Source organism: Falsiroseomonas algicola (genome assembly GCF_011040385.1).
GTDB classification, from domain to species: domain Bacteria; phylum Pseudomonadota; class Alphaproteobacteria; order Acetobacterales; family Acetobacteraceae; genus Falsiroseomonas; species Falsiroseomonas algicola.
In genome coordinates, this window is the sequence record NZ_JAAIKB010000003.1 from 243,884 (window position 1) to 268,292 (window position 24,409).

At 73.0% G+C, this 24,409-nt stretch carries 17 protein-coding genes; 3 read left to right on the forward strand and 14 right to left on the reverse strand.

The window, feature by feature from the left end; translation table 11 throughout:
- Positions 1 to 366: 366 nt before the first annotated feature.
- The 10 genes from G3576_RS09780 to G3576_RS09825 all read right to left on the reverse strand — a co-directional run bounded on the left by G3576_RS09780 (position 367) and on the right by G3576_RS09825 (position 16,361).
- Entirely contained in the window at positions 367 to 1,533 is a 1,167-nt protein-coding gene (locus tag G3576_RS09780) for an FtsX-like permease family protein (RefSeq protein WP_164694203.1), read from the reverse strand.
- Positions 1,533 to 2,240: an ABC transporter ATP-binding protein gene (locus tag G3576_RS09785; protein WP_207622743.1), complete on the reverse strand. Its 708-nt coding sequence runs from the start codon at positions 2,238 to 2,240 to the stop codon at positions 1,533 to 1,535. The genes G3576_RS09780 and G3576_RS09785 overlap by 1 nt, the downstream gene beginning before the upstream one ends.
- On the reverse strand, positions 2,237 to 4,135 hold the full coding sequence (locus G3576_RS09790; protein WP_164694204.1) for a vWA domain-containing protein: 1,899 nt from the start codon (positions 4,133 to 4,135) through the stop codon (positions 2,237 to 2,239). The genes G3576_RS09785 and G3576_RS09790 overlap by 4 nt, the downstream gene beginning before the upstream one ends.
- Positions 4,132 to 5,184, reverse strand: a complete 1,053-nt coding sequence (locus G3576_RS09795; protein ID WP_164694205.1) for an SEL1-like repeat protein — start codon at positions 5,182 to 5,184, stop codon at positions 4,132 to 4,134. The genes G3576_RS09790 and G3576_RS09795 overlap by 4 nt, the downstream gene beginning before the upstream one ends.
- On the reverse strand, positions 5,184 to 7,799 hold the full coding sequence (locus G3576_RS09800) for a virulence factor SrfC family protein (protein WP_164694206.1): 2,616 nt from the start codon (positions 7,797 to 7,799) through the stop codon (positions 5,184 to 5,186). The genes G3576_RS09795 and G3576_RS09800 overlap by 1 nt, the downstream gene beginning before the upstream one ends.
- On the reverse strand, positions 7,796 to 10,750 hold the full coding sequence (locus G3576_RS09805; RefSeq protein WP_164694207.1) for a virulence factor SrfB: 2,955 nt from the start codon (positions 10,748 to 10,750) through the stop codon (positions 7,796 to 7,798). Before G3576_RS09805 ends, G3576_RS09800 begins: the two co-directional genes overlap by 4 nt.
- Before the next feature lie 85 nt (positions 10,751 to 10,835).
- Entirely contained in the window at positions 10,836 to 12,011 is a 1,176-nt protein-coding gene (locus G3576_RS09810) for a hypothetical protein (RefSeq protein WP_164694208.1), read from the reverse strand.
- A 5-nt stretch (positions 12,012 to 12,016) separates the two neighbouring features.
- On the reverse strand, positions 12,017 to 13,312 hold the full coding sequence (locus tag G3576_RS09815) for a YfaP family protein (protein ID WP_164694209.1): 1,296 nt from the start codon (positions 13,310 to 13,312) through the stop codon (positions 12,017 to 12,019).
- Positions 13,313 to 13,315: 3 nt separating this feature from the next.
- Positions 13,316 to 15,025, reverse strand: a complete 1,710-nt coding sequence (locus tag G3576_RS09820; RefSeq protein ID WP_164694210.1) for a trypsin-like peptidase domain-containing protein — start codon at positions 15,023 to 15,025, stop codon at positions 13,316 to 13,318.
- A 133-nt stretch (positions 15,026 to 15,158) separates the two neighbouring features.
- Positions 15,159 to 16,361, reverse strand: a complete 1,203-nt coding sequence (locus G3576_RS09825; protein WP_164694211.1) for an MFS transporter — start codon at positions 16,359 to 16,361, stop codon at positions 15,159 to 15,161.
- A 127-nt stretch (positions 16,362 to 16,488) separates the two neighbouring features.
- Here G3576_RS09825 and G3576_RS09830 point away from each other — a divergent pair, with 127 nt between their 5' ends.
- Genes G3576_RS09830 through G3576_RS09840 form a run of 3 tightly spaced genes read left to right on the forward strand, consistent with a single transcriptional unit; the run spans position 16,489 to position 19,402 of the window.
- Positions 16,489 to 17,460 carry a Bug family tripartite tricarboxylate transporter substrate binding protein gene (locus G3576_RS09830; RefSeq protein ID WP_164694212.1) on the forward strand — a complete coding sequence of 324 codons (972 nt, stop codon included), beginning with the start codon at positions 16,489 to 16,491 and terminating at the stop codon, positions 17,458 to 17,460.
- Between the two features lie 2 nt (positions 17,461 to 17,462).
- On the forward strand, positions 17,463 to 18,446 hold the full coding sequence (locus G3576_RS09835; RefSeq protein WP_164694213.1) for an NAD(P)-dependent oxidoreductase: 984 nt from the start codon (positions 17,463 to 17,465) through the stop codon (positions 18,444 to 18,446).
- Between the two features lie 44 nt (positions 18,447 to 18,490).
- On the forward strand, positions 18,491 to 19,402 hold the full coding sequence (locus G3576_RS09840) for a DMT family transporter (protein ID WP_164694214.1): 912 nt from the start codon (positions 18,491 to 18,493) through the stop codon (positions 19,400 to 19,402).
- Here the strand turns inward: G3576_RS09840 and G3576_RS09845 are convergent.
- From G3576_RS09845 to G3576_RS09860, 4 genes are all read right to left on the reverse strand, one after another.
- Complete coding sequence (locus tag G3576_RS09845) at positions 19,395 to 20,564, reverse strand: acetate/propionate family kinase (RefSeq protein ID WP_164694215.1); 1,170 nt, start codon at positions 20,562 to 20,564, stop codon at positions 19,395 to 19,397. The two genes, G3576_RS09840 and G3576_RS09845, sit on opposite strands and share 8 nt — an antisense overlap.
- 55 nt (positions 20,565 to 20,619) lie before the next feature.
- Positions 20,620 to 22,866: a xanthine dehydrogenase family protein molybdopterin-binding subunit gene (locus G3576_RS09850; protein ID WP_164694216.1), complete on the reverse strand. Its 2,247-nt coding sequence runs from the start codon at positions 22,864 to 22,866 to the stop codon at positions 20,620 to 20,622.
- 3 nt (positions 22,867 to 22,869) lie between these two features.
- Positions 22,870 to 23,337 carry a (2Fe-2S)-binding protein gene (locus G3576_RS09855; protein WP_207622744.1) on the reverse strand — a complete coding sequence of 156 codons (468 nt, stop codon included), beginning with the start codon at positions 23,335 to 23,337 and terminating at the stop codon, positions 22,870 to 22,872.
- A gap of 86 nt (positions 23,338 to 23,423) precedes the next feature.
- Positions 23,424 to 24,398, reverse strand: coding sequence for a Bug family tripartite tricarboxylate transporter substrate binding protein (locus G3576_RS09860; RefSeq protein WP_164694218.1), 975 nt, complete (start codon positions 24,396 to 24,398; stop codon positions 23,424 to 23,426).
- Positions 24,399 to 24,409 lie beyond the last annotated feature (11 nt).

The following is a 24,409-nucleotide window of genomic DNA, read 5'->3' on the forward strand; positions in this document are numbered from 1 at the left end:
GCCCCCCCACAAGGCAAGGGCAACACCAGATCATCCGCCAAGGGCCGCGGATTGAACGCCGCCGCCGGCCAGGTCGGCGCGGGCTGCGCCAGCGCTGGGGCGGCGGTGAGGAGGAGGGCGGCGAGGGTGGCCAGGGCAGGGGGACGCCGTCCCCCTGCACCCCCTGCAAAGGGGCAGCGGCCCCTTTGATCCCCCTTCAATCGGGTGGTGGTGGGAGGGGCACTGCGCGCGCGCCGAACCGGCGGTTCCGCCATGCCCCTCCCACCACCACCCGATGCAAAGCCTGGGGTCCAGGGGCCCGCTGGCCCCTGGCAAAGGGGGTTCGGGGGAAACGGCGTTTCCCCCGACCTGCCACCCGCGACGCGCTCACTCATCGCGCAGCCCCTCGGCCGGGTCGGCGCTCGCCGCGCGCTGGGCGGCGGCGGTTGCGGCGAGCGTGGCGGCGAGGAGGGAGAGGGCGAGGGCGGCGCCAAATTCGGGGGCGCCGATGCGGGCGAGGTTCTGGCCGTCGTTGGGGCCGAGGAGGGGCAGGCGGTTCACGGCTTCCGCGGCGGCGAGGGCGAGGGCCGTGCCGGCCAGGCTGCCGCCCAGCGCGTAGGCCAGGCCTTGCCAGATGGGGATGAGGGTGAGGGTGGTGCGATCGAGGCCCATGAGGCGGAGCAGGGAGAGGGTGCGGCGCTTGCGGGCCGTGCTGGCCCAGAGGGCGGCGCCGAGCCCGAGGATGAAGCCGGTGCCGCCGACGAGCGCGATGACGGCGAAGCCGGCGGTGAGGTTGCGGTCGAGCGCCAGCAGGGCTGCGACCTCGTCCGCGCGGGAGCGGGTTTCGATGCCCTGGGATTGCAGCAGGGCGACGAGGGTCGGCACGTCCTCCAGCCGACGTGCATGGAGGCGGAAGCCCTCGGCGCGGCGTGGAGTGGTGTCGGCGGTGCGGTCGTCGAGGAAATCCTGCACGCGGCGGCCCAGTGCGGGGGGCGCGAAGATCGCGTCGCGGTCGAAGGCGCCGGCCGGGGCGATGGCGAGCGTCGTGAGGTCGAGCGCCAGCACCTCTCGCCCCTCGCCGACGCGGCGGATGATGCGCAGCCGCAGCGCGTCACCGGGGCGAAGCGCGAGGCGCTGCGCGGCGGCGGCGGTGACGATGATCTGGCTGTCGGTCGCGGCGGGGATGCCGGGCAGCAGTGGGTCGCCCGGCGCCGTCGGCAGGATCTCGACGGTGGCGATGCGGCCCGGGCGGGCGGCGGCTTCCAGGCTGCCGGTGGCGGCAAGCAGGCGCGTGCGCGGGATCAGGAAGCCCGTCTCCGGTCGTGCGGCCAGCGCCTCGAACCAGGCAGGGTCCAGCGCCAGGTTCTGGATGTTCGCAATCTCCCGCGTGCGGGGGCTGGCGGAGAGGTCGTCCTTGAGCCCCGCGATGACGCCGGCGCGCAGCCCCGCCAGCAGGATCAGCGGCGCGATGACCGCGGCCAGCGCCAGCACGGAGCAGAGGGTGAAGGCGGGTTCGCGCCGAAGGTCTGCCAGGGCGAGGTGGAGCGATCGCATCACGCGGGAAGCAGCGCAGGGAGGCGGGAGGAGGCCGGCCCGGGTTGCAGGGGCACTTCGTGAAATCCGGCCGCGCGGGCGGCGGGCGCGTCATGCGTCGCGAGCAGCACGGCCGCGCCAGCCTGCCGCGCCTGGTCGGCCAGCAGGGCGAGGATGGTGGCCGCCATGTCGGGATGGACGCTGGCGGTAGGCTCGTCGGCCAGGACGAGCGCCGGGCGATGGGCCAGCGCGCGCAGGATGGCGGCGCGCTGCCGCTGGCCCACGGAAAGCGAGGCCGGCATGCGCGCCAGCAGGTCATCGATGCCGAGCGTCCCGGCCAGCGCCACCAGATGCGCGGCATCCCGCCGCCCCGCCAGGTCCTGCGCCAGCGCGGCATTGGCGCCGACGCTGAGGAAGGGCACGAGCCCGCCGGTCTGCAGCACATAGCCGAAATGCCGCGCGCGGAGTGTTGCCAGCGCGTCCTTCGCACCCCGTGCCCACAGTGCCGCAGCGTCCGTGCCGCAGATTGCCATCACCGTCGCGTTGTCCGGCCGTCGCGCCAGCGCGGCGATGTCGAGCAGGGTGGATTTGCCGGTACCGCTCGCCCCCGTCACCGCCACCAGCGAACCGGCCTCGAGTCGGAGGGCCTCGATCGTCAGCGTGAAGGCGGCACCGCCGGCGCGGCGGGTGGCGACCACCCCCTCCAGCACCAGGGGCGCCTCGGTCACGGAAGCTGGTCGAGCGGCATGGGGAACACCGCCGCGCCCGCATCGTTGCCGCTGCCGAGTTGCGTCCAGAGCGCCGGCGTGCGCGCGTATTCGTCATAGAGGCGCAGCTTCGCCTCCAGCGCGTTCAGCAATTCGCGCTGCCCGCCGGATTGCAGTTCCAGCCAGCCGCGCTCGGTCAGCTCCATCACCTGGCTGCGATAGGGCAGTCCGTCGAGATATTCGCCGAAGGCAGCGCCGAGGCGCTCCAGATTGCCGATGCGCCGCGGATCGCGCGCGGCGGAGAGCGCGGCGTTGCGGATATTGGCGAAGACCGTCTGCGGCTGCAGCCGCCCCGCATTGGCGCCGTCGATCACCAGGCGCAGCGCGCTGCGAAGATCAGAGAGCTGGTCGCGCGTCAGCAGGATGCGGACATCGAGGTTGGCGCGGTTGCTGTCCGCCAGGTCCCGGTCGGTCGTGAAGCTGCGCACGATATCGGGCGCCGCGGCTTCCTGCACGCGGCCGAGATAGGCAAGGCGCATGGCCTGGCCGACCACGTCGATCTGCTGCTGCACCTGGGGCGCGGCGGGGGCATTGCCGCGGAGCTGGGCGATGGGCGTGTTGGTGATGGCGGCGACCTGGCGCAGCAGGGCTTCGGTGATCGCCTCCACCGTCTGGCCGAAGGCCGCGACCTCGCCATTCGGGATCGGGTAGTAGAAGGGCTCCGGCGCGCCATCGAAGCGTGTCAGTTCGCGGTACTGGGCGCGGGCGCGGGCGTGATTGTTGCGGCCTTCCGGCGTCAGCAGGTGCAGCGCGAAGGTCGCGATGGCGCGCTGCTTCAGCAGCTCCCGCATCTCCGCGATGCCGAGGCGCGTGGAGGATCGCGCATCCGTCGCCTCCCGCGTCCCCGCATCCGTCACCAGGATGATGAAGCGCCCGCCGAGGCTGTTCCAGTCGGCGGCATCGAGCGCGGCACGGAGCCCCGCCACCGCATCCTCGTCGAAGCCCTCATTGCTTTCGGTGGCGGCGCTGGCTTCGGCGATGCGGGGCAGGATGGCGTCGGCGGGGGCGGAGAAATCGGCGCGGGCATAGGTGCGCGTCACGTATTCCAGCGCGGGATTCCCGCCGAGGTCGTCGCGATAGACGACGAGCCCGAAGCGGAAGCGGTCCCGCAGCGCGGTGGTGCCGATCCGCGCCATGACGTTGCGGATCGCCTCCCGCGTCCGGTCGAGATAGGGCTGCATGGACAGCGTGGTGTCCACCACGAAGACGAGCGCGCCGCGGAAATCGGCGAGGGGATCGCGCGCAGGCGGCGGCGCGCGGCGCTCGGCCGGGGCGGAGGCGACTTCCAGCAGCCGCATCCGGTCGCCGCGTTCGTTCTCGACCTCCTCCGCCGACAGAACGGGCAACAGGTAGAAATTGCGGCTGATATCGACATAGGTCTCGGGTTCGAGGGCGATGACCCGGCCATCATTGGCGCGCCGCGCCTCCGCCCCGGCCGCCGCCATGTCGCGTGCCAGGATCACGCGCCGCAGCGCCGCGCCTTCCGCGAAGAACATGGTGCGCTCGCGGCCGGCGGGGTTGGTGAAGGCCAGCACCATGGTCTGGCCCCAGGGGAGGGCGCGTTCCTCCCGCATCCAGCCTTCGGTGGTGCCGGTGGCGTCGCGGCCGACCTCGATCCAGGCCTCGGCGCCGCTGCCCTGGCGGGCATAGACGTGGAACAGGGTGAAGCCCGGCACGGGGGTTCCGGTGCCGGCGCCTGGTGTGGCGTGCAGCGTGGCGCCCGGGCGCGTCAGCACCTTCTGCGTCAGCGTCTGCTTGCCTTCCATCAGCAGCGCGCGCCGCGCGCCGGTGGGCGCTTGTGCCAGCGCGGGCAACGCGATGAAGGCGGCAAAGATCAGGGCGAGGAAGCGCATCATGGCCAGAAATCCCGAAGCGCGCGTTGAGCCACCGTGTCGCCGCCCTGCGCCGCCGTCTCCAGCCGGTCGCGCAGGATGGCGCGCGGCGCGGCCGCGGCGGTGTCGCCCGCGCGTTCCGCGTTGCGCCACAACTCCGCGGCCTTGGTCGGGTTGGGCATGGAGAGAGCGCCGCCCGGCGTGAAGGTGGCGGGATCATAGAGCCGCGCGAGGGCGCTGATCGCCGGCGCGTGTCCCGCATCCGCGGCGAGTTCGATCAGCAGCAGCGCATCCTGCGGCCGCGTGGCCTGGCGCGCCTGGCCGATCTCCAGGACCCGCGCGGGCGGCAGGTTCATGGCGGCAATCTCGGCGGGGGTCGCATTCGCCGTGGGGTCGGCGGGCGTGGCCGGCGTGGCCGGTGCGGCGGGCGTGGCCGGCAGGGCCACCTGCCGATCCCGCGCCGCCGGCCAGAACCACCAGGCAGCGCCGCCACCCCCGGCCAGCAGCAGCAGCGCCAGCAGGATCAGCGGCAGGCGGGAGGGTTGCGCCGGTGCCTCCGGCGGGCGGATCGGCGGCGGATCGACCGGGCGCGGCGGCAGCAGCGGTTCCGCGCGGGGCGCGGGTCGCAGCACCACCGTCTCGTCGCCGGCGGGCGGCTTCGGCGGCGGTGGTGGCGCCTCCACGCGCCCCGGCACGCGGCGCGGCTGCGCCTGGCCGGGCCGATTGGCGCCGAAGCCGCCGCGCTTGCCCGCCTGGGCGGGCGCGATCTCCGGCCAGATCACCACCTGGTCGATGCCGAGCGCGGGGATGCCGAGCCGCACGGGCCCGGGTTCCAGATGCTCCGCCGCCTCCGGCCCCAGCACCAGCACCAGCGCATCGCTCTCGCTGCCGCTCTCGATCGGCACGAGGCGCCCCGCCGCGACCTGCCAGCCATCGGGGCCAAGGCTGTCCGCGCCGAATCCCTCGCGCGTGAAGGTCACGGCAGGCGCTTCGCGGCCCGCCATCCCGGGCAGGATGATCCGCGCGCAGCCCTCGCCGGGGCGGTAGGGGTCTTCCTCGATGCGAAGACGCATCACGCCGCCTTCGCGCCATGCAGCGCGGTGTCGAGGTCGGACAGGATCCGCCCCAGCGCCGCGTTGCGCGCGACATCCACCGCATCCTCCCCATCGCCCTGCACGTTCAGGTCGGTGGAGCGGAGGAAGGCCTGCACCCAGTCCAGGCTCTGCTGCCGGTCGTAGTCGGCGGCCACCACGCCGAGCGGCGGCAGGCCATCGATCTTCGGCCGTGGCGCGAAGACCGGCCGGCGTTCGGCGCCGACCACCGGGCGTTCCGCGATCGGCTTGGTGTCGAAGCCCAGCGCGGCGACGAAGCCGCCGATGCGCAGCGCCGCGCAGAGCCCGCAGATGGCCGCCGCCGCCGAGGCATGGCGCCGGAAGCCGAGAATGCCCCGCAGTTCCGCCGCCAGCGCCGTCTGCAGCTTCTCCCGCCGCGCGGATCGCAGCAGCTCCGCCACCAGCGTCCCCGTCACTTCCGGCGTCATGCCATAGAGCGCGTGCGTCGCCGGCGCATCGGCGAAGGCATGCAGCCGGTCCGCCCACAGCTTCAGCGCGACGGAGGCGAGGTGGTCCGCCTCATCCTCCGGCCCCGAGCTCTCCACCTCTGGCGGCGGTTCGTCGCCGAAATCGAGCTCCGCCAGCAGCCCGGCCGCGGCGGTGCGGGTGCCGACCGGCACGGCGCCGGCCTCCGTCGCCGCGAAGCGGGTGCGCGCCAGCACGGCCGCGATCTCATCGGCCTCCGGCGCCAGCGCCCGCAGCAGATGGCCGAAGCGCTGCCGCTCCACCGCCTTGGCCAGCGCGACCGCCACGGCGCGGGACGCCGCGCGGCGTTTCGCCAGCTCCTGCGCGAGATCGGCGGAATGCCAATGCGGCAGCAGCCGCGCGCGCAGCCTCTCCCCCAGGTCAGCCAGCCGCGCGGCCACCTGCCTGCGCTTCAGCGCGGGATCGCAGACCGGCCGCAGCCGCGCGGCCAGGTGGCCGATGCCGCCATCATTCAGGCGCATCGCCTCGTCCCAGCTCAGCGCCGGATCGGCGAAGTGCTTCTGCGCGTCGTCATTGCCGATGAAATCGGCGCGAAGCTGCGCGACGCGGGCGGCTTCCTGCGGGCGGATGCCGGTCTCCTTCCCCTGCTCGTCGTAATCCAGGATCGCCTTGTTCGCGACGTTGGGGTTGCGCAGCCAGAAGAGGTTGTCGAAGGGCCGGCCCGGATGCCACTCGCGCGGCCAGGTGCTTTCCTTGCCGAAGAAGTCGATGAGCGAGGCCGCCAGCCGCGCCGTCCAGCGCCCGCCGCCTTCCGCCTGGCCCTTCTTGCTCTCGAACTCCATGTCGAACTTGGTCAGCACGAAGAACAGCGCCGTCGGCTGCGTCGCGCGCTTCGCCGGCGTGTCGCCATGCGTGCCGTTGATCCATTCCTCCACCATGCGCGGCAGCGTCCGCACTTCCTGGTTGGAGGGACCGATGCAGAGCAGCATCCCGGTCAGCTCCGTCTCCGCGCAATAGCGCTCGAACAGATAGGCGACCTTGCCGCGCAGCAGCACGGCGGGGAGCTTCGCGGGATCGGCGAGATGCCGGGCGGGGTCGCGGATCTGCTCGCGGGACCGGGCGCCGGGGAAGTCCAGCAGATCCGTGACGTCGAAGAAATCCCAGGGCTTGTCGCGCAGCTGCACCGTGACTTCCGCGACCAGCGCGGCCAGCACCGCGCGCGGCAGATCGGCGCGAAGGCCGGACCGCGTGGCGACTGCGATGGTCGTGTCGTCCGGCTGCCCGAAGCGGTTGAGCGTCAGCACATCGATAATGCTGGTCTCCCGCGGCACCAGCGCCGCCAGCGGGCAGAAGGCATCATCGGGATGGCCGAGCTGCGCCAGCGCGCCCGCGAGCCGCAGATAGGCATCATCCAGCCGCGCGACGCGGCCCCAGACCAGGCCGAACAACGCGGCGCGCGCGGGGTGGTCCAGCTTCGGCGCGATCTCGCTTGCCGCCTGCCAGAAGCGCGCCGCCTTCAGCGCCTGCACCAGCGCATGCCCGCCGAAGCGGCTTTCGAAGTATTCGCGAAGATCGACATAGACATCGTCCTCGCTGAGCCTGTCGAACGCACCGGGCAGCATCCGCCCGCGAGCCTGGTCCAGCGCCGCCTCGATCGCGCCGGGGGAGGGCGCTTCGACATCGGCGGGATCGAAGTCGGAGAGGAAGGCATTGCCGATGATCTTCACCACATCGGTCTGCGACAGCAGCCGCAGCGCCACCGGCATGCCGGGCGGCGTCGCGATGCGCTTCATGGTGAAGCGCGTCACCAGGCCCGTCGCCTCCCGCCCGCCTTCCGGGTTGATGTCGCGCACGAAATCCACCGCGCGATCCTCGAACATCGCCATCAGCGGCGCATCCGCCGACTGCGCCAGTGCCGAGATCAGATAGGATTTCCCGGCCTGGGACGGCCCGAAGACGCCGACGCACATGGGCCGCGCCGCCGCCGCCGCCAGCCTGCCCGCGCGCAGCCCGACGCCGCGCAATTCCCGCGCCAGCGCCGCCGCGTCCAGCCCCGGCCGCGCCGCGCCTGCGAACCAGTCCAGCGCGCGTCCCGCGACCTCGCCGACCTTCTTCGCCTCGGCGGCGAGCTTCTGATCCAGCTCCGTCACGGTACCCCCAGCGCGCCCGTGTCGCGCCAATAGCCGCCCTCGTCGCGCATGGTCTGCAGGCGCATGCGCACCGTCGTCGGGTGGCGTTCCTGGCCTTCCGCGTCGCGGATGCTGGCCGGCTTGAACTGCTCCCGGCTCGCCTCCGCCTCCGGCGATCCGGGGTCCGCGATGCCGCGCGCCAGCCGCACGGTCAGCGGCAAAGCGAGGTTGCGCACATCATCCGCATTGCCGAATTCCAGCGCGTAGAGCGGCGTCGCCGGCCACCGTTCCAGCGGCAGCTGGCGAAAACCCAGCATGGAGGGCGCCTCGAAGGGGATCTCCACCTCCACCGCGATCGCGGTATCGGCATCGAGGTCGATGTCCCGCATGTATTCGTTGCGGCTCAGCAGCTGGCCAGAGGTCTCCAGCCGCCCGATGTAGCGCGCCGTCGATTTCATGCCGAGCCGCGAGGCGCGCAGCAGGAAGCCCGGCAGCGATCCCTCCGCCAGCGCCGCCACCATGGCGCCGACGGCGGCGGTGGTCTTCGGGTCCTCGATCCGCGCATGGGCGTCGCGGAAGGGGTACCAGCCGCCCGCGGGGTAGCCCTGCATGTGGACGATGCGATGCGCGGCCACGGGCAGCTTTGCCAGCACGATGTCCATCACCGCGCGAAGGCGGGAGGGGCGGCCGGACAGCAGCAGCACGTCGCAATCATAGGCGTGCGTCGCCTCGCAGAGATCGGCCAGGATCGGGCCGAGCGTGCCGCGGACCAGCCCATCCATCACGGCCGCTTCGGGCGCAACTTCGACGCTGCCCAGCCGGAAATCGCCGGCACCCGCATCCAGTGCCATCCTTTCGAAGAAGGCGATGGCGCGGTCATGCCGCGGCCGTCCGGGACCCTCCGCGATGCCGAGCCGCGCGACAACGCCGATGGCGCCGGGCTCCATCACCTCATAGCCCGAGAGCAGCGCCAGCGCGCAGGGCTCCAGGACGCGCGCCACGAATTGCCGCGTCAGCTGCCGCTCGGCCTCCGACTGCCCGCCACGGGCCCCGCCCAGCACGCGACGGAGGAAGGCCTTGGGGTCACGCAGCCCGGCCTCGCCCAGCGCGGCCTCCAGCGGTGGCAGCACCACGCGCTCGATCACGGCCTGCAGCAGGTCGTCGCCCGCGATCTTGAAGCCCTCGCGGAAATTCTGCGTGGGCCGGATCTCCTGGTCCTGCGCCAGGGCGTAGGTCGTGACGGCGAGGTCTGTGGTGCCGCCGCCGATGTCAATGCTGGCGATGCGGAGCGAGGGCTGCGCGCCATCCCGGACGCGGCCCATCAGGGAGAACAACTGGCGCGGATCCGCCTGCAGCCGGTGCACCGATTCCGCATAGAGCCAGACGAGCTGCGTCGCCGTCGCCTCATCGAGGTTGGCGGAGACGCGCGGCGGCAGCGGGGCCGCGATGGCACGCTCCGCGCTGCCCGCCGTCCAGCCCATCCAGGCCCAGACGAGTTCCACCGCCGCTTCCGCGCGCCGCCGCACGATGCGCTGTTCCGCCACCGGCATCGCCGTCGGCAAGGTCAGCGTCACGCGGCGCAGCCTGCGCGGCACATCGGCGTTGCGGCGCGCCGCGCGCGTGGCCGGCGCGTTGATCTGGCTGATCGCCTGCAACAGGATCTCCGCCAGCATCAGCGTGTAGAGCGAAGACCGCGAGAAGCGAGCCCGCACCGCCGGCGTCGCGTTGCGATGCTTCGACAGCAGCTCCCCCGTCTCCGTCAGCTCATTCATGAAGGCGCCGGTCACGGGCTGCTCGCCCGCCGTGCCGAAGGCCGCCGGTGCCGATCCCGCGCCGAAGCGCCAGCCGAGTACGGAGGGCCTTTCATCCCACAGATACCGCTTGGGCGAGGACAGCCCCGTCGCGCCTTCGTTGCCCACGGACAGCCCCGCCAGCCGCACCGCCTCCGGCCCCACGCGCAGCGGAGACGGCCAGGCGAAGGCGGCCGCGCGGCCGGAACGGCGCGACAGCGCATCCTGTCCGAAGCTGGCGCGGGAGAATTCGACGCGGCTCTCGAAGGGCCTGGCCGAGACATGCTCCGGCTTCGACAGGTCCCGCAGCGCCAGCGGGTAGGAATCGTTCAGCGACAGCGGCCCGTCCGGCGCGCTTTCCACCAGGATGCCGCAGGTCCGCGCATTGCCGATGTCGAGCAGCAGATCGACATCCACCATCGCGCTGCGCCGGCCGGAGACACCCGCATCCACCAGCCGTACGCGCGGCGCCGCGCCCGCATGGCCCAGCACCTCCAGCAGCGTGAGGTAGCGCGCGAAGGGCTCCATGCGATACGGAAGGTCTTCGAGCTTGACGGCCTTCCCCCGACGTTGCGCGGATACCAAGTCGAGGAACATCGTCTCCAGCCACTGCCCGAACCAGCCCTCCGCGAGGAAGGAGGCATTGTCGGCCAGCTGCGCCGCCAAGCCGAATTCCTGCTCCTCCGCCGCATCCTCGGCGCTCGGTCCCGCATAGGCGCGGCCGTCGCGCCGCGGCACCAGCGTGGTGTCGAAGGCGAGCACCGCGCGATGGGTGGCGCCGCGCACCGTGCCCGGCGCCAGCTCCACCACGCGCAGCCTGGCCCAGTTGGTCGGACCCTCGTCGAAGATCGGCGCGCCATCCGCGGTGCGGGACTGCACGCGCAGGAAGGGCAGGGGCACCCATTGGCCCAGGAAGGGCTCCAGCGCCTGGGTGCGGGTGATGCGGTAGACCTCCTCCTCCGGCGGGTGGTTGCGGCCCACCGGGTCGAACAGCTCGCCCTCGTCGCTCTGCTCCAGCGCGCGCAGCAGCACCTGCTGGTCGCCATTGGCGTCGCGCAGATGCATCGGCTTCTCGTCCCAGAAGGGCCGGCTGATGCGGGGCAGGGCGTTGATGTCGAAATCCACGTCCAGGAACTGGATGCCGGAGGCCGGGATCAGGCTGTGCAGGGCGGCGCGGATCATGGCGTGGCGCGGCTTCCCGGTCCGGTCGGTGGATGCGCAGTATCGCCCGCAACCCCTTGGCGCGGCAAGGAAGACCGACCCCTGTTCATCGGCGCAGCGTGAAGCGGCTGCCGGGGGCGGCGGGGTTGCGCACGTTCCGGCTCTCGCATTCCGCGCGGGTCTCGTTGCTGCGCTGGCAGCGCGCCAGGCGGTGCAGCACGCGGTAGCCATCGTCGCAGGGCAGGTCGGCGGTGTCGTCGATCAGCAGGGTCTGTCCCTCGAAGCGGCCCGCCACCGGCCCGGTGCAGCGGCGGTTGTTGTCATAGACCATGGTCTGGGTGCCCCGGCCGTTGCGGTCGAAGCACATGCGCCATGAACGGACGGTATCGATGCGGCCGGTATCGACGTCCCGCGTGCGGTAGTTGGAATCGAGGTTCCAGCACCCCTCCAGCAGCGCCACGTCGCCGCGATCCCAGCGTTCCTGCGGCAGGGCCGCGCGGGGGGGCTGGGCGGGCGGTGCCGGCGGTGCCGGCGGCGTGGGCGGTTCCGGCGCCGGCGGCGGTTCGGGCAGCGGGCATTCGGCCATGCGGCGGCCACGGTCCTGGCGCAGCCGGTCACGTTCGGCCATCAGCCCGCGCCCTTCCTCCCGCGCCCGGTCCAGCTCCTCCAGCGCCGCCAGCCCCGCCGCATCCACGCGGCAGGCGGGCAGGGGTGGGTTCAGCAGCGCCACCAGGAAGGGCGCCGCCAGCACGGCCGCCAAGGCGAGGGCCAGCAGCGAACCGCCGGCCAGCGCGATCGCGGTGCGGTCGCCCGGCAGGGCAGCGGCGCCGCGCCCGTCATCGAAGGGACCGAGCACCGTGATGGCCGGCCCCTGCGGCGCCGCGAAGCCCCAGCCCGCCAGCACCGGCGCGCCATCCACGGCGAAGACCAGCTCCGGCGCCGGCACGCGGCGCACCAGATCCAGCAACTCGGCCGACGCCGCATCGCCCTTGGCCCGCGCCGTCTCCGCCGCGCGGCGGATATCCGACAACAGCAGGGTCAGCGTGGCGTCGAAGACCTGGCGCTGGTCGGCGGTCATCCGCGGCATGGCGAGCGAGGACTCGCCCGGCGCCTCCCAGGCGATGCCGTCGCTGGTCCGCACCGGCGTGGCCAGCAGGGCCGCGTGGTGGGGGCCGAGTTCGGCCAGCAAAGGCTTGAGCTTCGCCAGGGCATCCGGCGGCGTGAGGCCCTGGGGCCCCAGCCAGCGGAGGCGGCTGTCAGGCAGTTCGGCAAGGCGCTGCATGGCGGTCACCGGCCCGGAATGGTGAAGCGGTCCACCACCCGCGGCGGGCCGGGGCGCGCCACGCCGGTGATGGTGCGGTCGGGCTGGCCCGCGATGCGGATGGTCACGCGGTAGGGGGTCTCCTGCCGGTCCACATGGTCATACTGGTGGACCCGCACCTGGTAGGTGCCGGGCTGGGGATTGTCGAAATAGACGTTCTCCACCGGCGTCCGCGTGCGCTGGTTGCCGACGTTGCGGTCCACGTCGAGCGTGCCCCCGCAGCCCTGCCGCTGCATGTAGGAGATCACGGTCCCGTCCGGGCAGACGATGGACAGGTCGAGGTCATCGCGCGAATCCCAGCCCAGGATGACCTGCACCCGGCCCTCCTGCGCCCCCTCGCGCCGCGCCCGGTCGGCATCGTCATTCTGGGGCGGCCGCGGCGGTTCCGGCGGGGGCGGCGCCGGGGGCGGGGGCGGCGGCACGGGTTCCGGCTCGGGCTCCGGTGCCGGGGGCGGCGCGGGCGGCTCCGGCGCGGGCGGCGGCACGGGGCGCGGCGGGGGTGGCGGCGGTTCGCAGAGCAGGCGGCGGCGGCCCAGCTCCTCCGCCGCGTCGGCGATCTGGCGGCGCAGCGCGGCCTCCTCCTCCCGCACCCGGTTCAGCTCCTCCAGCAGCGCCAGATCGTCGGGGTTGGCCACGCATTGCATCGGCGGGGGCACGAGCCAGCCGAAGGGATCGCGCCAGGCGAGGAACAGGCCGAGCGCCAGCATCAGCGCCAGCAGCGCTGCCGCCAGCAGGGCCCAGAGCCAGGTCGCCGCGCGCCGCGTCGCCGCCAGCGCCAGCATGGCCATGGGGGCGGCGGCGGCGGGCAGGGCGCGCACCAGCTCCGCCGGCGCCGCCCGGCCCGCGCGGTGATGGCCCCAGGCCACCAGGAAGATGCTCTCCCCACGCAGGCGGATGAATTCGCGCCCCGGTACCTCGATGGCCTGGCGCAGCAGCTCGCCCAGCAGCCGCAGCCCCTCGTCGCGCTCGCCGGAGAGGCGTTCGGCCTCCTTGCGGATGCCGGCAGCCAGTTCCTCGAACCGCGCGGCGGCCTCCGGCGCCTCGTCGATCGCGATGCTCTCGCCCTCGCCCTCCGCGTACCAGTCGGTGGTGCCGCGGGCGGGGTCGGGGCTGGGTTCGGCGAAGATGGCGGCGTGGTCGGAGGAGAGGCGGCGGATCAGGTGGCCGGTGACCTGCGCCCAGGCGCCTGCCACGGGCTGCCCGCCCGCCGCCAGGGCGCGGAGTTCCGCATCCCGTGTCGTGGCCGCAAGGCTGCGCGACATGGCTCAGCGCGTCCGTGTCGGGGCGGGGGGCGCGGGGGCGGCCGGGGCGGGGGTGGCCGGGGCCGGCGCGGGGGCGGCGGGCGGGGTGCCGGGCGTCGCGGCCGGGGGCGTGGCGGGGGCCGCGGCGGGTTCCGGCGTCGGCGCGCAGGCGCTGTCTACCGGCTCCACGCTGATCCCCGCCTCCCGCAGGAAGGCCAGCAGCGCATCCGTCTTCTGCGCGTAGCTCACGCGTTCGGCCAGCTGCGCGTTGATGTGGTTGAAGGTGTTCACCCCCGCCACGCGGCCGCAGCGATCCACCAGCGGCCCGCCGGAATTGCCGGGGCTGATATTGGCGGAATGCGGCATGGCGACCAGGCCGGAAGCCAGCGTCTGGATGGCGGAGATGCGGCCATCCGTCACCACCATCTCCGGCATCTGCGACATCTCGCCGCGCAGCACGGCCTGGAAGCGCGCATCGTTCTGCACGATGGCGGCGGGGTAGCCGGCGGCGATCACCTCATCCAGCCGCTGCGCCTGGCGCGTCAGCGTGAGTGGCGTGAGCGACGGCACGCCGGAGACGCTCAGCAGCGCGAAATCGGCCTCGCCCGGCCGCGCCTGCGGCGTGCGGCGCGTGACCTGCGCCGGGAAGGCGCGGCCGAGGTGGCGGGAGGCCACCACGAGCTGCCCCGAGACATCCGCCACCACATGCGCATTGGTCACGACGACACCGGGCGCGATGAAGAAGCCAGTGCCGATGGACAGCCCATCCCGCCCCGGCCCTGCCACCAGCACGACGGATTGGTCGAGAAGCTGCAGCAGGTTGTTGGGTCGCGGCGCCAGCGGCGCATCCGGCGTCGCGGGCGGCGTCGGGCGGGCGGGCAAATCCTGCGGCAGCGGGCCGCGGCCGGGCGGCGTGGTCAGCGGCGTCGCCTGGCAGACATTGCCCTCGGCGGCGCGGCGGGCGCGCTCCACCTCCTCGGCCAGGCCCTCATTGGCGCGGCGCTGCAGCTCGATCGCCTGGCGGACGCGGTCGCGGTCCACGAACTCCGCGGTCTGCGGGCGGTTGGCGACCGCCTCCGCCAGCAGCTTCCAGCCCAGCCAGAAGCCGAGCGCCAGGAAGATGAGGGCGACGGCGATGGCCGCCGGCACCAGCCAGAAGCGGCGCGGGCCGATGGGCGCGGCGGTCGCAGTCGGCAGCACGGGTGGCGGCGGGGGCGGGGCGCTGCGCGTCGGCGCGGCGCGCGGTGCGGCCTGCGGGGATGCGGGGCCGGGCAGGAAGGGGCCGAGCACGGCGGCGATGCGCGTCGCCGCATCCCGCGCATCCCCCGCCGGCACCAGGCCCCAGCCCGCCAGCACGGGCCGTCCATCCACCACCAGCACGGCGCTGCTGTTCGGCAGGGCCAGCGCCGCGGCGATCAGCGCGGCATCGCCACCCGTGCCCTGTGCCCGCGGGGCGAGGTCGGCGAGGGCGGCGCGCAACTGCGACTCGGCCGCGGCACGCTGTGGCTGGCCGAGGCTCGACAGCGGCTGCGCCTCCGCGCCCGGCGCGTACCAGGCGAAGGACAGGATGGCGCCCGAGGCATCGCGCGTCGCCACCGGTTCCGCGAAGAGCCCGGCCTGCGCCCCGGCCGCGCGCTGCAGGTCGGCGAAGCGCGCCTGTACCGGCTGGCCGCCAAGCTCGACCGGCACCACCGACCCCACCGGCGTCTGCAGGAGGAAATGCGGCGCTGCCATGCTGGATCCCCGAGGAGTCCCGGCGATGAAACGATCGCGGGTCTTGATGATCCACTAAGCCGAGCATCCGCGCATGGCGCAAGCATGGCGGCACCACGGCGGCATCGCGCCGTGTTGCGCGTGTTTCGCGCCGTTAACGGGACAGCCGGCGCAGGACCAGCAGCCCCAGCAGCGTGAAGGGCGCCAGGTGCCCGAAGGCCAGCACCCAGGCCACGGCGCGATCCGCCCCCACCAGGTCCAGCGCCACGCCGACGCCAAGCGGGCCGAGGAAGCCACCAGCATAGCCGCACATGCTGTGCAGCCCCATCGTGGCGCCGCGCATGCCCGGTGCAGCCGACTGCACCGTGCCGCCCGTCAGCGCCGAGCTGTCGAGGTAGATGCAGGCATTCCACGCAATGACGCAGAAGGCCGCCAGGATGGGAGAAGCGATGCCCGCGAAGCCCGTGGCGAGGGAGAATCCCGCCGCCATCGCCATGGCCCAGGTGACCACCTTCGCGCGGCCATGCTTCTGCGCCGTCTCGTTCCCCGTGACGGAGACGGCGATGCCGACGAGCCCCGCCGCGGTGAAGATCGCCGCCGGCCCCGGCATCCAGGCGGGCGCGCCATCCCGCGCGAAGCTCGCCGCGAGGAAGGCAACACCCCAGGCGCGCAGCGCGGCGAGTTCCCAGGTGTGGACGGTATAGCCCGCGATCCAGGCCATGGCGGCGCGGTTGCGGAAGACCGGGCGGAAATCCAGCAGCGCGGCGGGCGGCGGCGCATCCGGCGCGCGCGGCGGCAGCTGGCGCGGCATGACCGCCAGCCCGATCGCCCCCGCCACCAGGGCGGCGATACCCCCGAAGCTGAAGGCCGCCGCCGGCCCGCCCAGGGCATCCAGCAGCCCCGCCATGGCGAAGGAGGCCGCGCCCGCGATCCCCACCCCCGCCGCATGCCAGGACACGGCGCGGGATTGCGCCGCGCCCTCCAGCCGGTCCGCCAGCACCTTCAGCCCGGGCATGTAGCAGCCCGCCCAGCCCACGCCCGCGATGGCGCGGAATGCGAGCCCGGACCAGAAGCCTTCCGCCAGCAGCCCGAAGCCGAGATGCGCCACCGCCGTGCAGCCGGCGCCGACGAGGTAGATGCGCACCCCCGGCACGCGATCCGTCAGGGAAACCAGCACCGGCACCGCGGCGACATAGGCCGCGAAGAAGGCGCCCACGAGCCACCCGGCCTCCGTGGCCGAGAGATCCCATCGATCGAGATAGCCCGGCAGCAAAGCGGGCAGCGTGAAGGCGCCGATCTGCGCCAGGGTCTGCGCCACGACAATGGCGGCGGTGAAACGCTGGTCGGTCAGTCGCACGCCGTCACATCCTGTCGCGCCGGCACCCCGCCGTGCGCGGACGAGGTTGTGGCCCCCGTGCGCCGCGCGCAAGGTTGCGGCATCGACGCCCGATCAGGGCGCAGCAACCGGGGAAGGAAACCATCCGATGAACCGCCGCACGATCCTCCAGGCCGGCATCGCCGCGCCGCTGCTCGGCACGCCCGCCCTGCTGCGCGCGCAGGATTTCAGCCAGACGCTTCGCATCGTCGTTCCCTTCGGGCCTGGCGGCACCAGCGACATCCTGGCGCGCCTGATCGCGCCATCCCTGGCCGCCCGGGTCGGCCAGAACGTGATCGTGGAGAACCGCCCCGGCGCGGGTGGCAACATCGGTGCCGATGCGGTGGCGAAGAGCCGGCCTGACGGCCACAGCATGGTGCTGCTGGATATCTCCGCGCTCGCCACCAATCCCTGGCTCTTCGCGCGCATGCCCTTCGACCCGCTGAAGGATCTGGCGCCGGTGCAGATGGTGGTCTTCGCCCCCTACATCCTGGCGGTGAACAGCGCCCTGCCGGTGCAGAACGCGGCCGAGCTCGCGGCCTATGCCAGGGCCAATCCGGGCCGGCTGAACGCCGCCAATTCCGGTACCGGCACGCTGACCCACCTGGTCGCGCTGTCACTCGCCCGCCACTGGGGCGGTGCGATGGAGCACGTGCCCTATCGCGGTGGCGCGCCCGCGCTGCTCTCGCTGGTCTCCAACGAATCGAACCTGACCATGGCGGGCTCCACCCAGTCCATGAACTACGTGGTCAACGGCCAGATGCGTGGCATCGCCGTCACCGGCCCGCGCCGCTTCGCCAACCTGCCGGACCTGCCGACCTTCCGCGAACTCGGCTGGCCCGAGCCCGATGCCGGCACCTGGCAGGGCATCCTGGTCCAGGGGCAGACCCCGCCCGCGATCATCGCGAGGCTGGAGCGGGAGATCGCGGCGGTGCTGAACGAACCCGCCATCAAGGCCCGGATCGGCGAGATCGGCGGCGAGGTCCAGGCCGATGGGGCGGAGTCCTTCCGCCGCCGCCTGGTGGCGCAGACGGAATCCTATGGCGAGATCATCCGCGCCAACAATGTGAGGCTGGAATAGCGATGCCGCCGCTGCGCCTCCACGCGCAGGTGAACCCCGCCTCCATGCAGGCGGGGGCCTTCAATGCCGCGCTGTGGGACAGGCTGCGGGCGGAGACGGTGGGGGAGGGGTTGGCGGCCAGCCACTCCACCGATCCCGCCGGTTTCGACGCCGCGCTGGCGGAGGCCGAGGCGCTTTTCCTCGTCGGCCCCGCGCCCCTGCATGACCTGCCGCGCCGCGCGCCGAGGCTGCGCTGGATCAGCTATTCCAGCGCCGGCGTGGAATGGCTGCTGAAGGCCGGGCTGCCGGCTTCCGTCACCCTGACCAATGCCAGCGGCACGCATATCCCCAAGGCCGCCGAATACAGCCTGGCCGCGGTGCTGATGCTGAACAACTTCATCCCCGCCCTGGTCACGGCGCAGCGCGAGCATCGCTGGGCGCCGCGATCCGGCGGCACCGTGGCGGGCAAGACCGTGCTGATCCTCGGCATGGGTGCGCTGGGCGGCGCGGCGGCGGAGGCGCTGGCGGCGCAGGGGATGGTGGTGCTGGGCAACAGCCAGTCCGGCCGGCCACATCCCGCCGTCGCGGAGATGTCGCAGGGCGATGGCTTCCGCGCGCAGTTGCCGCGCGCCGATTTCCTGATCATCGCCCTGCCGCTGACACCGGCGACGAACGGCCTGGTGGGCCGCGAGGCGCTGGACCTGCTGCCGCCCCATGCCGGCGTGGTGAATATCGGCCGGGGCGAGATCCTGGATGCGGATGCGCTGGCGGCGAAGCTGCGGGACGGCACGCTGGGTGGCGCGGTGCTGGACGCGCTGCCCACGGAGCCCCTGCCGGCGGACAGCCCGCTCTGGGACACGCCGAACCTCATTATCACGCCGCATTGCGGGCTCTACGATCCCGGCGCCTATGCGGAACGCTGCCTGCGCGCCTTCTTCGCCAATGTCGCGCGCTTCCGGGCAGGCGAGGCGCTTCACCAGGTCGTGGGGCTGGACCGGGGCTACTGACGCAGCGTTGGACGCGACGCGTGCCGGCATGGTTTCCTGCCCGCATGTCCGCCAGCATCCCCCCGCCGCCCCGGCCCGACGATCCGGTGCGCGGCATCCTCCTCATGCTGGCGGCGATCACGCTGTTCTCGATCGCGGATGCGATGTCGAAGCAGCTGACGCAGACGCTCTCGCCCCTCATGGTCGCCTGGATCCGCTTCGCGACCTTCTTCCTGCTGGCGCTTCTGTTCGTGGCGCGCCGCGGCGGCACGCGCTTCCTGGCGGCGCGGCGCCCCTGGCTGCAGGTGGCGCGCGGCCTCGGCGTGGCGGGATCGGCGCTGGCCATGACCTTCGCGCTCCGGGTGCTGCCGCTGGCGGAGGCGACGGCCATCAACTTCGTCTCCCCCGCCTTCATCACCGTGCTGTCGGTGATCTTCCTGGCGGAGAAGGTCGGCTGGCGCCGCTGGTCCGCCATCGCGGTCGGGCTGGTCGGCGTGCTGATCGTGGTGCGGCCGGGATCGGGCGTCTTCCAGGCCGCGGCGCTGCTGCCGCTGCTGACGGCGGCCTTCTGGGCCGGCGCGGTGATCGCGACGCGCAAGATGGCGGGCGCGGGCGGCGACCCGCCGGAGACCACGCTGATCTGGAGCGCGGGGGTAGGCTTCCTGCTGTTCACTGTCCTGCTGCCCTTCGGCTGGCAGACGCCGGATGCGGGGCAGGTGGGCTTCGGCATGCTGGTGGGGCTCGTTTCCTCCATCCCGCATGCGCTGGTGGTGCTGGCCTATCGCGCCGCGCCGGCCAGCGTGCTGGCGCCCTTTTCCTATGTGCAGCTCGTCACCTCCAGCCTGGTCGGATTCATCGGCTTCGGCGCGGTGCCGGACAGCTGGACCTTCGCGGGTGGCGCGGTGATCGCCGCCGCAGGCCTCTACACCGCGCATCGCGAACGGGTGCGGGCGCGGGAGGCGCGGCGGATCAGCTGAGGGCGAGGCTCGCCGTGTGGCGCGCGATCATGCGTTCCTCATCCGTCGGCAGCACCAGCGCGGCGATGCGGCTATCCGCCGTGCTGATGCGGGGGCCATGGGTGGCGTTGGCCACTTCGTCCAGCGTCACGCCCAGCCAGGCCAGGTGTCGCAGCACGGCGGCGCGCACCGGCGCCGCATGCTCCCCGATGCCCGCGGTGAACACGATTCCATCCAGCCCGCCCAGCGTGACGGCGAGCGACGCGATGGCGCGCGATACCGCCAGGCAGAAGACCTCCACCGCGAAGCCCGCGCGCGGATCGTCGCTGGCCAGCAGGGTGCGCATGTCGGAGGAGAGGCCGCCCGACAGGCCGAGCAGGCCGGAGCGCTTGTAGAGCAGGTCCTGCACCTCGTCCGCGCTCATGCCGCGCGCCTGCATCAGGTGCAGGACCACCCCCGGATCGATGGCACCGCTGCGCGTGCCCATCGGCAACCCGTCCAGCGCCGTGAAGCCCATGGTGGTGGCGACCGAGACGCCCGCCCGCATGGCGCAGGCGGAGGCGCCATTGCCGAGATGCGCGACCACGACGCGCCCCTGCGGCAGCGGCGCGGGCAGGGCGGAGGCGATGTATTCGTAGGACAGGCCGTGGAAGCCGTAGCGGCGGATGCCGGCTTCCGCCAGCGCGGCTGGGATGGCGAAGGCCTGGTTCACCGCGGGCATGGAGCGGTGGAAGGCGGTGTCGAAGCAGGCCACCTGCGGCAGCGTGGGCTCCATCACCGCGATGGCGCGGATCGGCGCAAGGTTGTGCGGCTCATGCAGCGGTGCCAGCGGCACCAGGGCCTCCAGCTCCGCCAGCAGCGCGGGCGTGATGCGCTCCGGCTTCGCGTGATGCGCGCCGCCATGCACGACGCGATGGCCGATGGCGGACAGCGCCTGCCCGCCGAGTTGCGCGCGCAGCCAGGGAAGCAGCAGCGAGGCCGCTTCGCCCGGGTTGCGCGGCGCCGGGTCCAGCGCCGGCGGCGGCAGCGCGGTGCCATCCGCATCCTTCGCCCGCGTCGCCGGATGGGCGCCGATGCCCTCCACCACGCAGGACAGCACGCGCCGCTCCCCCGCGAAGACCCCGGCCTTCACGGAGGAGGAGCCGGCATTGATGACGCCGATCAGCGGTGGCGTGCTGGTCATGTCTGGCCTTCGGCGGTGGCGGGGCGCCGAGTGTAGCGCCCCGCCGCCGCCGCGGTCAGGCCCTCAAGGCCGCCAGCACCCGTTCCGGCGTGAACGGGATCTCCGGGACGCGCCGCCCCGTCGCATCCAGGATGGCGTTGGCGATCGCCGCACCCGTCGGGCCCTGGCTGCCCTCGCCGACCCCGAGCGAGGGCAGGTCCGGCCGGTCGATCAGCACGCTCTCGATCGGCGGAATGCGGTCGAAATCGATGATGGGATAGGCGTGGTAGTCCTCGCTCACCATGCGGTTGCGATCCCAGCGCCCTTCCTCCAGCAGCGTCCAGGACGCGGCCTGCACCATGCCGCCCTCGATCTGGTTGGCGATGCCGTCGGGGTTGATGGCGCGCCCCGCCTCCGTCGCCGCCCACATCTTCTCGAGTTTCACGACACCCGTGGCGGGATCGACGGAGACGCGGGCGACCACGGCGACATGGCTGTCGCTGTTCTTGTACTTCGTCATGCCGACGCCCGTGCCGACCAGGCGCGCGCCCTGCGCGTTGCCCCGCCCCATCACCACGGGCCGCGGCTGCCAGAAGCTGATCTCGACGGCCTTGCGCAGCACGGCGACGAGGCGCTGGTCCGCCAGGTGGCGGATGCGATACGCCACGGGATCGACGCCCGCGATCGCCGCGCATTCATCGATGAACATCTCCGCCGCGACCGCATTGAAGTAGCCGCCCAGCGTCCGCAGCGCGGAGGTCCGCACCGGCATCGCCGTGTGGAAATGCGTCGTCACGCGCTGGCCGGGGAAGTCGTAGATCGGCACCGCGTTGCGGGCCGAGGCCCCGTTCGGCAGCGCGCCATCCACGATGGGCGATGGCGGGACCGGATTCTCCAGATACCAGGCCGAACGAAGGTTGCAGCCGACGCGGTCGCCCGGCCGGGTCGAATGCGGGAAGGACCAGACATCATGGCCCCAGCTGGCAATGGAGCCATCCGCGCGCATCGCCGCTTCCAGCTTCACCACCATGGCGGAGCCCCAGGGCTCCCACACCATCTCCTCCTCATGCGTCCAGTGCACGCGGATCGGGCGGCCGGGCATGGCGCGGGCGAGCAGCGCGGCATCCAGCGCCACGTCATCCGCGCCATTGTGGCCGTAGCAGCCGCTGCCCTGCGCATGGATGACGCGGATCGCGGCCGGGTCCATCCGCAGCCCACGTGCCAGATCGCCCCGCAGAGGGAACGGGCCCTGCGCATGCGACCAGACCGTCAGCCTGCCATCCTCGAAGGTCGCGAGCGCGCAGGAGGCGCCGATCGAGGCATGGGCCTGGAAGCCGCGTCGGTATTCCGCGACATGGGTGCGGGCGGCCGCGGCGGCGGGTGCGTCCTTGCTGTGGATAGTGCGCGTCAGCGCGGGCTGTGTCTTTAGGTGTTCGAAGACGCCCTTGCCGCCGAAGATCGCCTCGCCGTCCCGCCACTGCGCCGCCGCGGTGATCCTGTGCGCGGCGTCATTCGCCTGTTCCTCCCGCCGCGCGATCACGCCGATGAAGCTGCCGTCGCGCACCACCTTCACGACACCCGGCAGCGATTCCGCCCAGCCCATGTCGAGCGAGACGAGCCGCGCCGCATAGGCAGGCGGACGCGCGACGGCGCCGAACAGCATCCCTTCCGGCCGCAGATCATGGATGAAGACCTGCTGCCCGAAGACCTTGGCGGGGATGTCGGTGCGGGGCAGGGAGGTGCCGATGATCGTGCCCGCATGCGGCGGCTTGCGCTGCGCCGCCAGGTTCACGGGCCGCACCAGCGACACCAGCGAAGCGGCCTCCGCATAGGTCATGCGGCGCCCGCCGATGCCCTCGATGACGCCATCCGTCACGCTGAGCGCGGCGCGCTCCACGCCCCAGGTCTCGGCCGCGGCAGTCACCAGCGTCGCGCGCGCATCGGCGCAGGCCACGGCCAGCGCCTCGCCGCCGAACTTGATGGACTGGCTGCCGGCGGTGACGCCTTCATTCGCCGTCTCCGCCGTATCGCCGGAAATCAGCTCCAGCCGCGCGGGCGCGACATCCAGCTCCTCCGCCGCGATCTGGCGCATGGCGGTCAGCACGCCCTGGCCGAGTTCGACACGCCCGGTCAGCACCACGATGCGACCATCCGGCGTGATGCGCACCCAGCTGTCGAGCTTCGGGTTCGCGCGCAGCATCGGCGGGCCGACCGGTGCGGCCTGTTGCGCGCGGGCATCCAGCCGGAAGCCGATGGCGAGGCCGGCGGCGCCGGCGGCGAGGCCCGCGACGAAGCCGCGGCGGGTCGGGGTCTGCACACCCATGGCTCAGGCCCCTTGCTGGCGAGAGGCGCGCATCACGGCGCGCACGATGCGCGGCTGCGTGCCGCAGCGGCAGAGGTTGTGGTCCAGCGCCTCCGCCACCTGCGCCTCCGTCAGCGCCGCGCGCTTCTCCGCCAGCAGCGCCGCCGCCTGCATGATCATGCCGCTGGTGCAGTAGCCGCATTGCGCGGCCTGTTCGGCGATGAAGGCGGCCTGCAGCGCATGCGGCGCCTCCGGCGTGCCGAGGCCTTCCAGCGTCGTGACCTGCTGCGCGCCGGCGACATCGCCGAGCTTCACCTGGCAGGACCGCGCGGCATGGCCATCGACCAGCACGGTGCAGGCGCCGCATTGCGCCCGCCCGCAGCCGAGCTTCGGACCATTGAGCGCGAGATCGTTGCGCAGGACGTAGATCAGGGGCGTGGCGGGGTCGGCATCGACCTCCGTCGCACGGCCATTCACCGTGATCCGCAGCATGGCCATTTCCTCCGTAGCGCCGTGCTTCGAGGCCGGCGCCGTTGCGCCGTCACGCTACCGTGCGCCAAAGGGGCTCACAAGCCGGACTAGTTGGCGGCGATTCCGAATTCCCGCGTCAGCGCCGTCCAGCGCGCCACGTCGCGCGCGACGTAGTCGGCGAAGGCGGCGGGCGTCTCGCTCGGCGTGATGCGCACGCCCTGGCGCAGCAGGCCGGAGGAGACGTCGGGATCGCGCAGGATGCGCGTGACATGGCCGTGCAGCGCGGTGACGATCGCCTCCGGCGTCCCCGCCGGCGCGAAGAGGCCGTTCCACAAGGTGGTGACGAGGTCCGGGAACCCGGCCTCCACCGTCGTCGGCACTTCCGGCAGCTGCGGCAGGCGTTCATGCGACACGACGGCCAGCGCCCGCAGACGCCCGGACTGGATGTGGGGCAGGGCGGAGACCAGGTTGAATTCCGTGATCTGCGCATCGCCGCGCAGGATGACGGGCACCATCTCACCGGCGCCGCGCAGCGGCAGGTGCACCAGCGTGATGCCCGCGCGCTTCGCGAAAGCCTCGAGGTCGATGTGCTGGTAGGAACCGACACCCGCCGAGGCGAAGACCAGCGGGTTCGGCGACGCCTTCGCGCGTGCCACGAACTCCGCCAGCGTGGTGGCCGGAAACTCCGCCGGCGCCAGCATCACCTGCGGCGCCTCGATCAGGTTGGTGATGCCGGCCAGGCCGCGGGAGGGCACGAGTGGCCGGTCCGCCGGCGCCATGGCGGAGTTGATGCCATGCGTCGAGACGTTGTTGACGATGAGCGTGTGGCCATCGGGCCTTTCGCGCATCACCTGGTCATTCGCGATCCAGCCATTCGCGCCGGCTCGGTTCTCCACCACCACCGGCTGGCCGATGGCGCGGGACAGCGGCTCCGCGATCACGCGCGCGATGAGATCCGTGGTGCCGCCGGGCACCAGCGGCACGACCATGCGCACCGGGCGCGATGGCCAGGCGGGCTGCGCGGTGGCGGGCAGGGCGGCCAGCGCGGCGGCCGCGCCCAGCAGATGCCTTCGGGTCAGCATGCGTCCGTCCC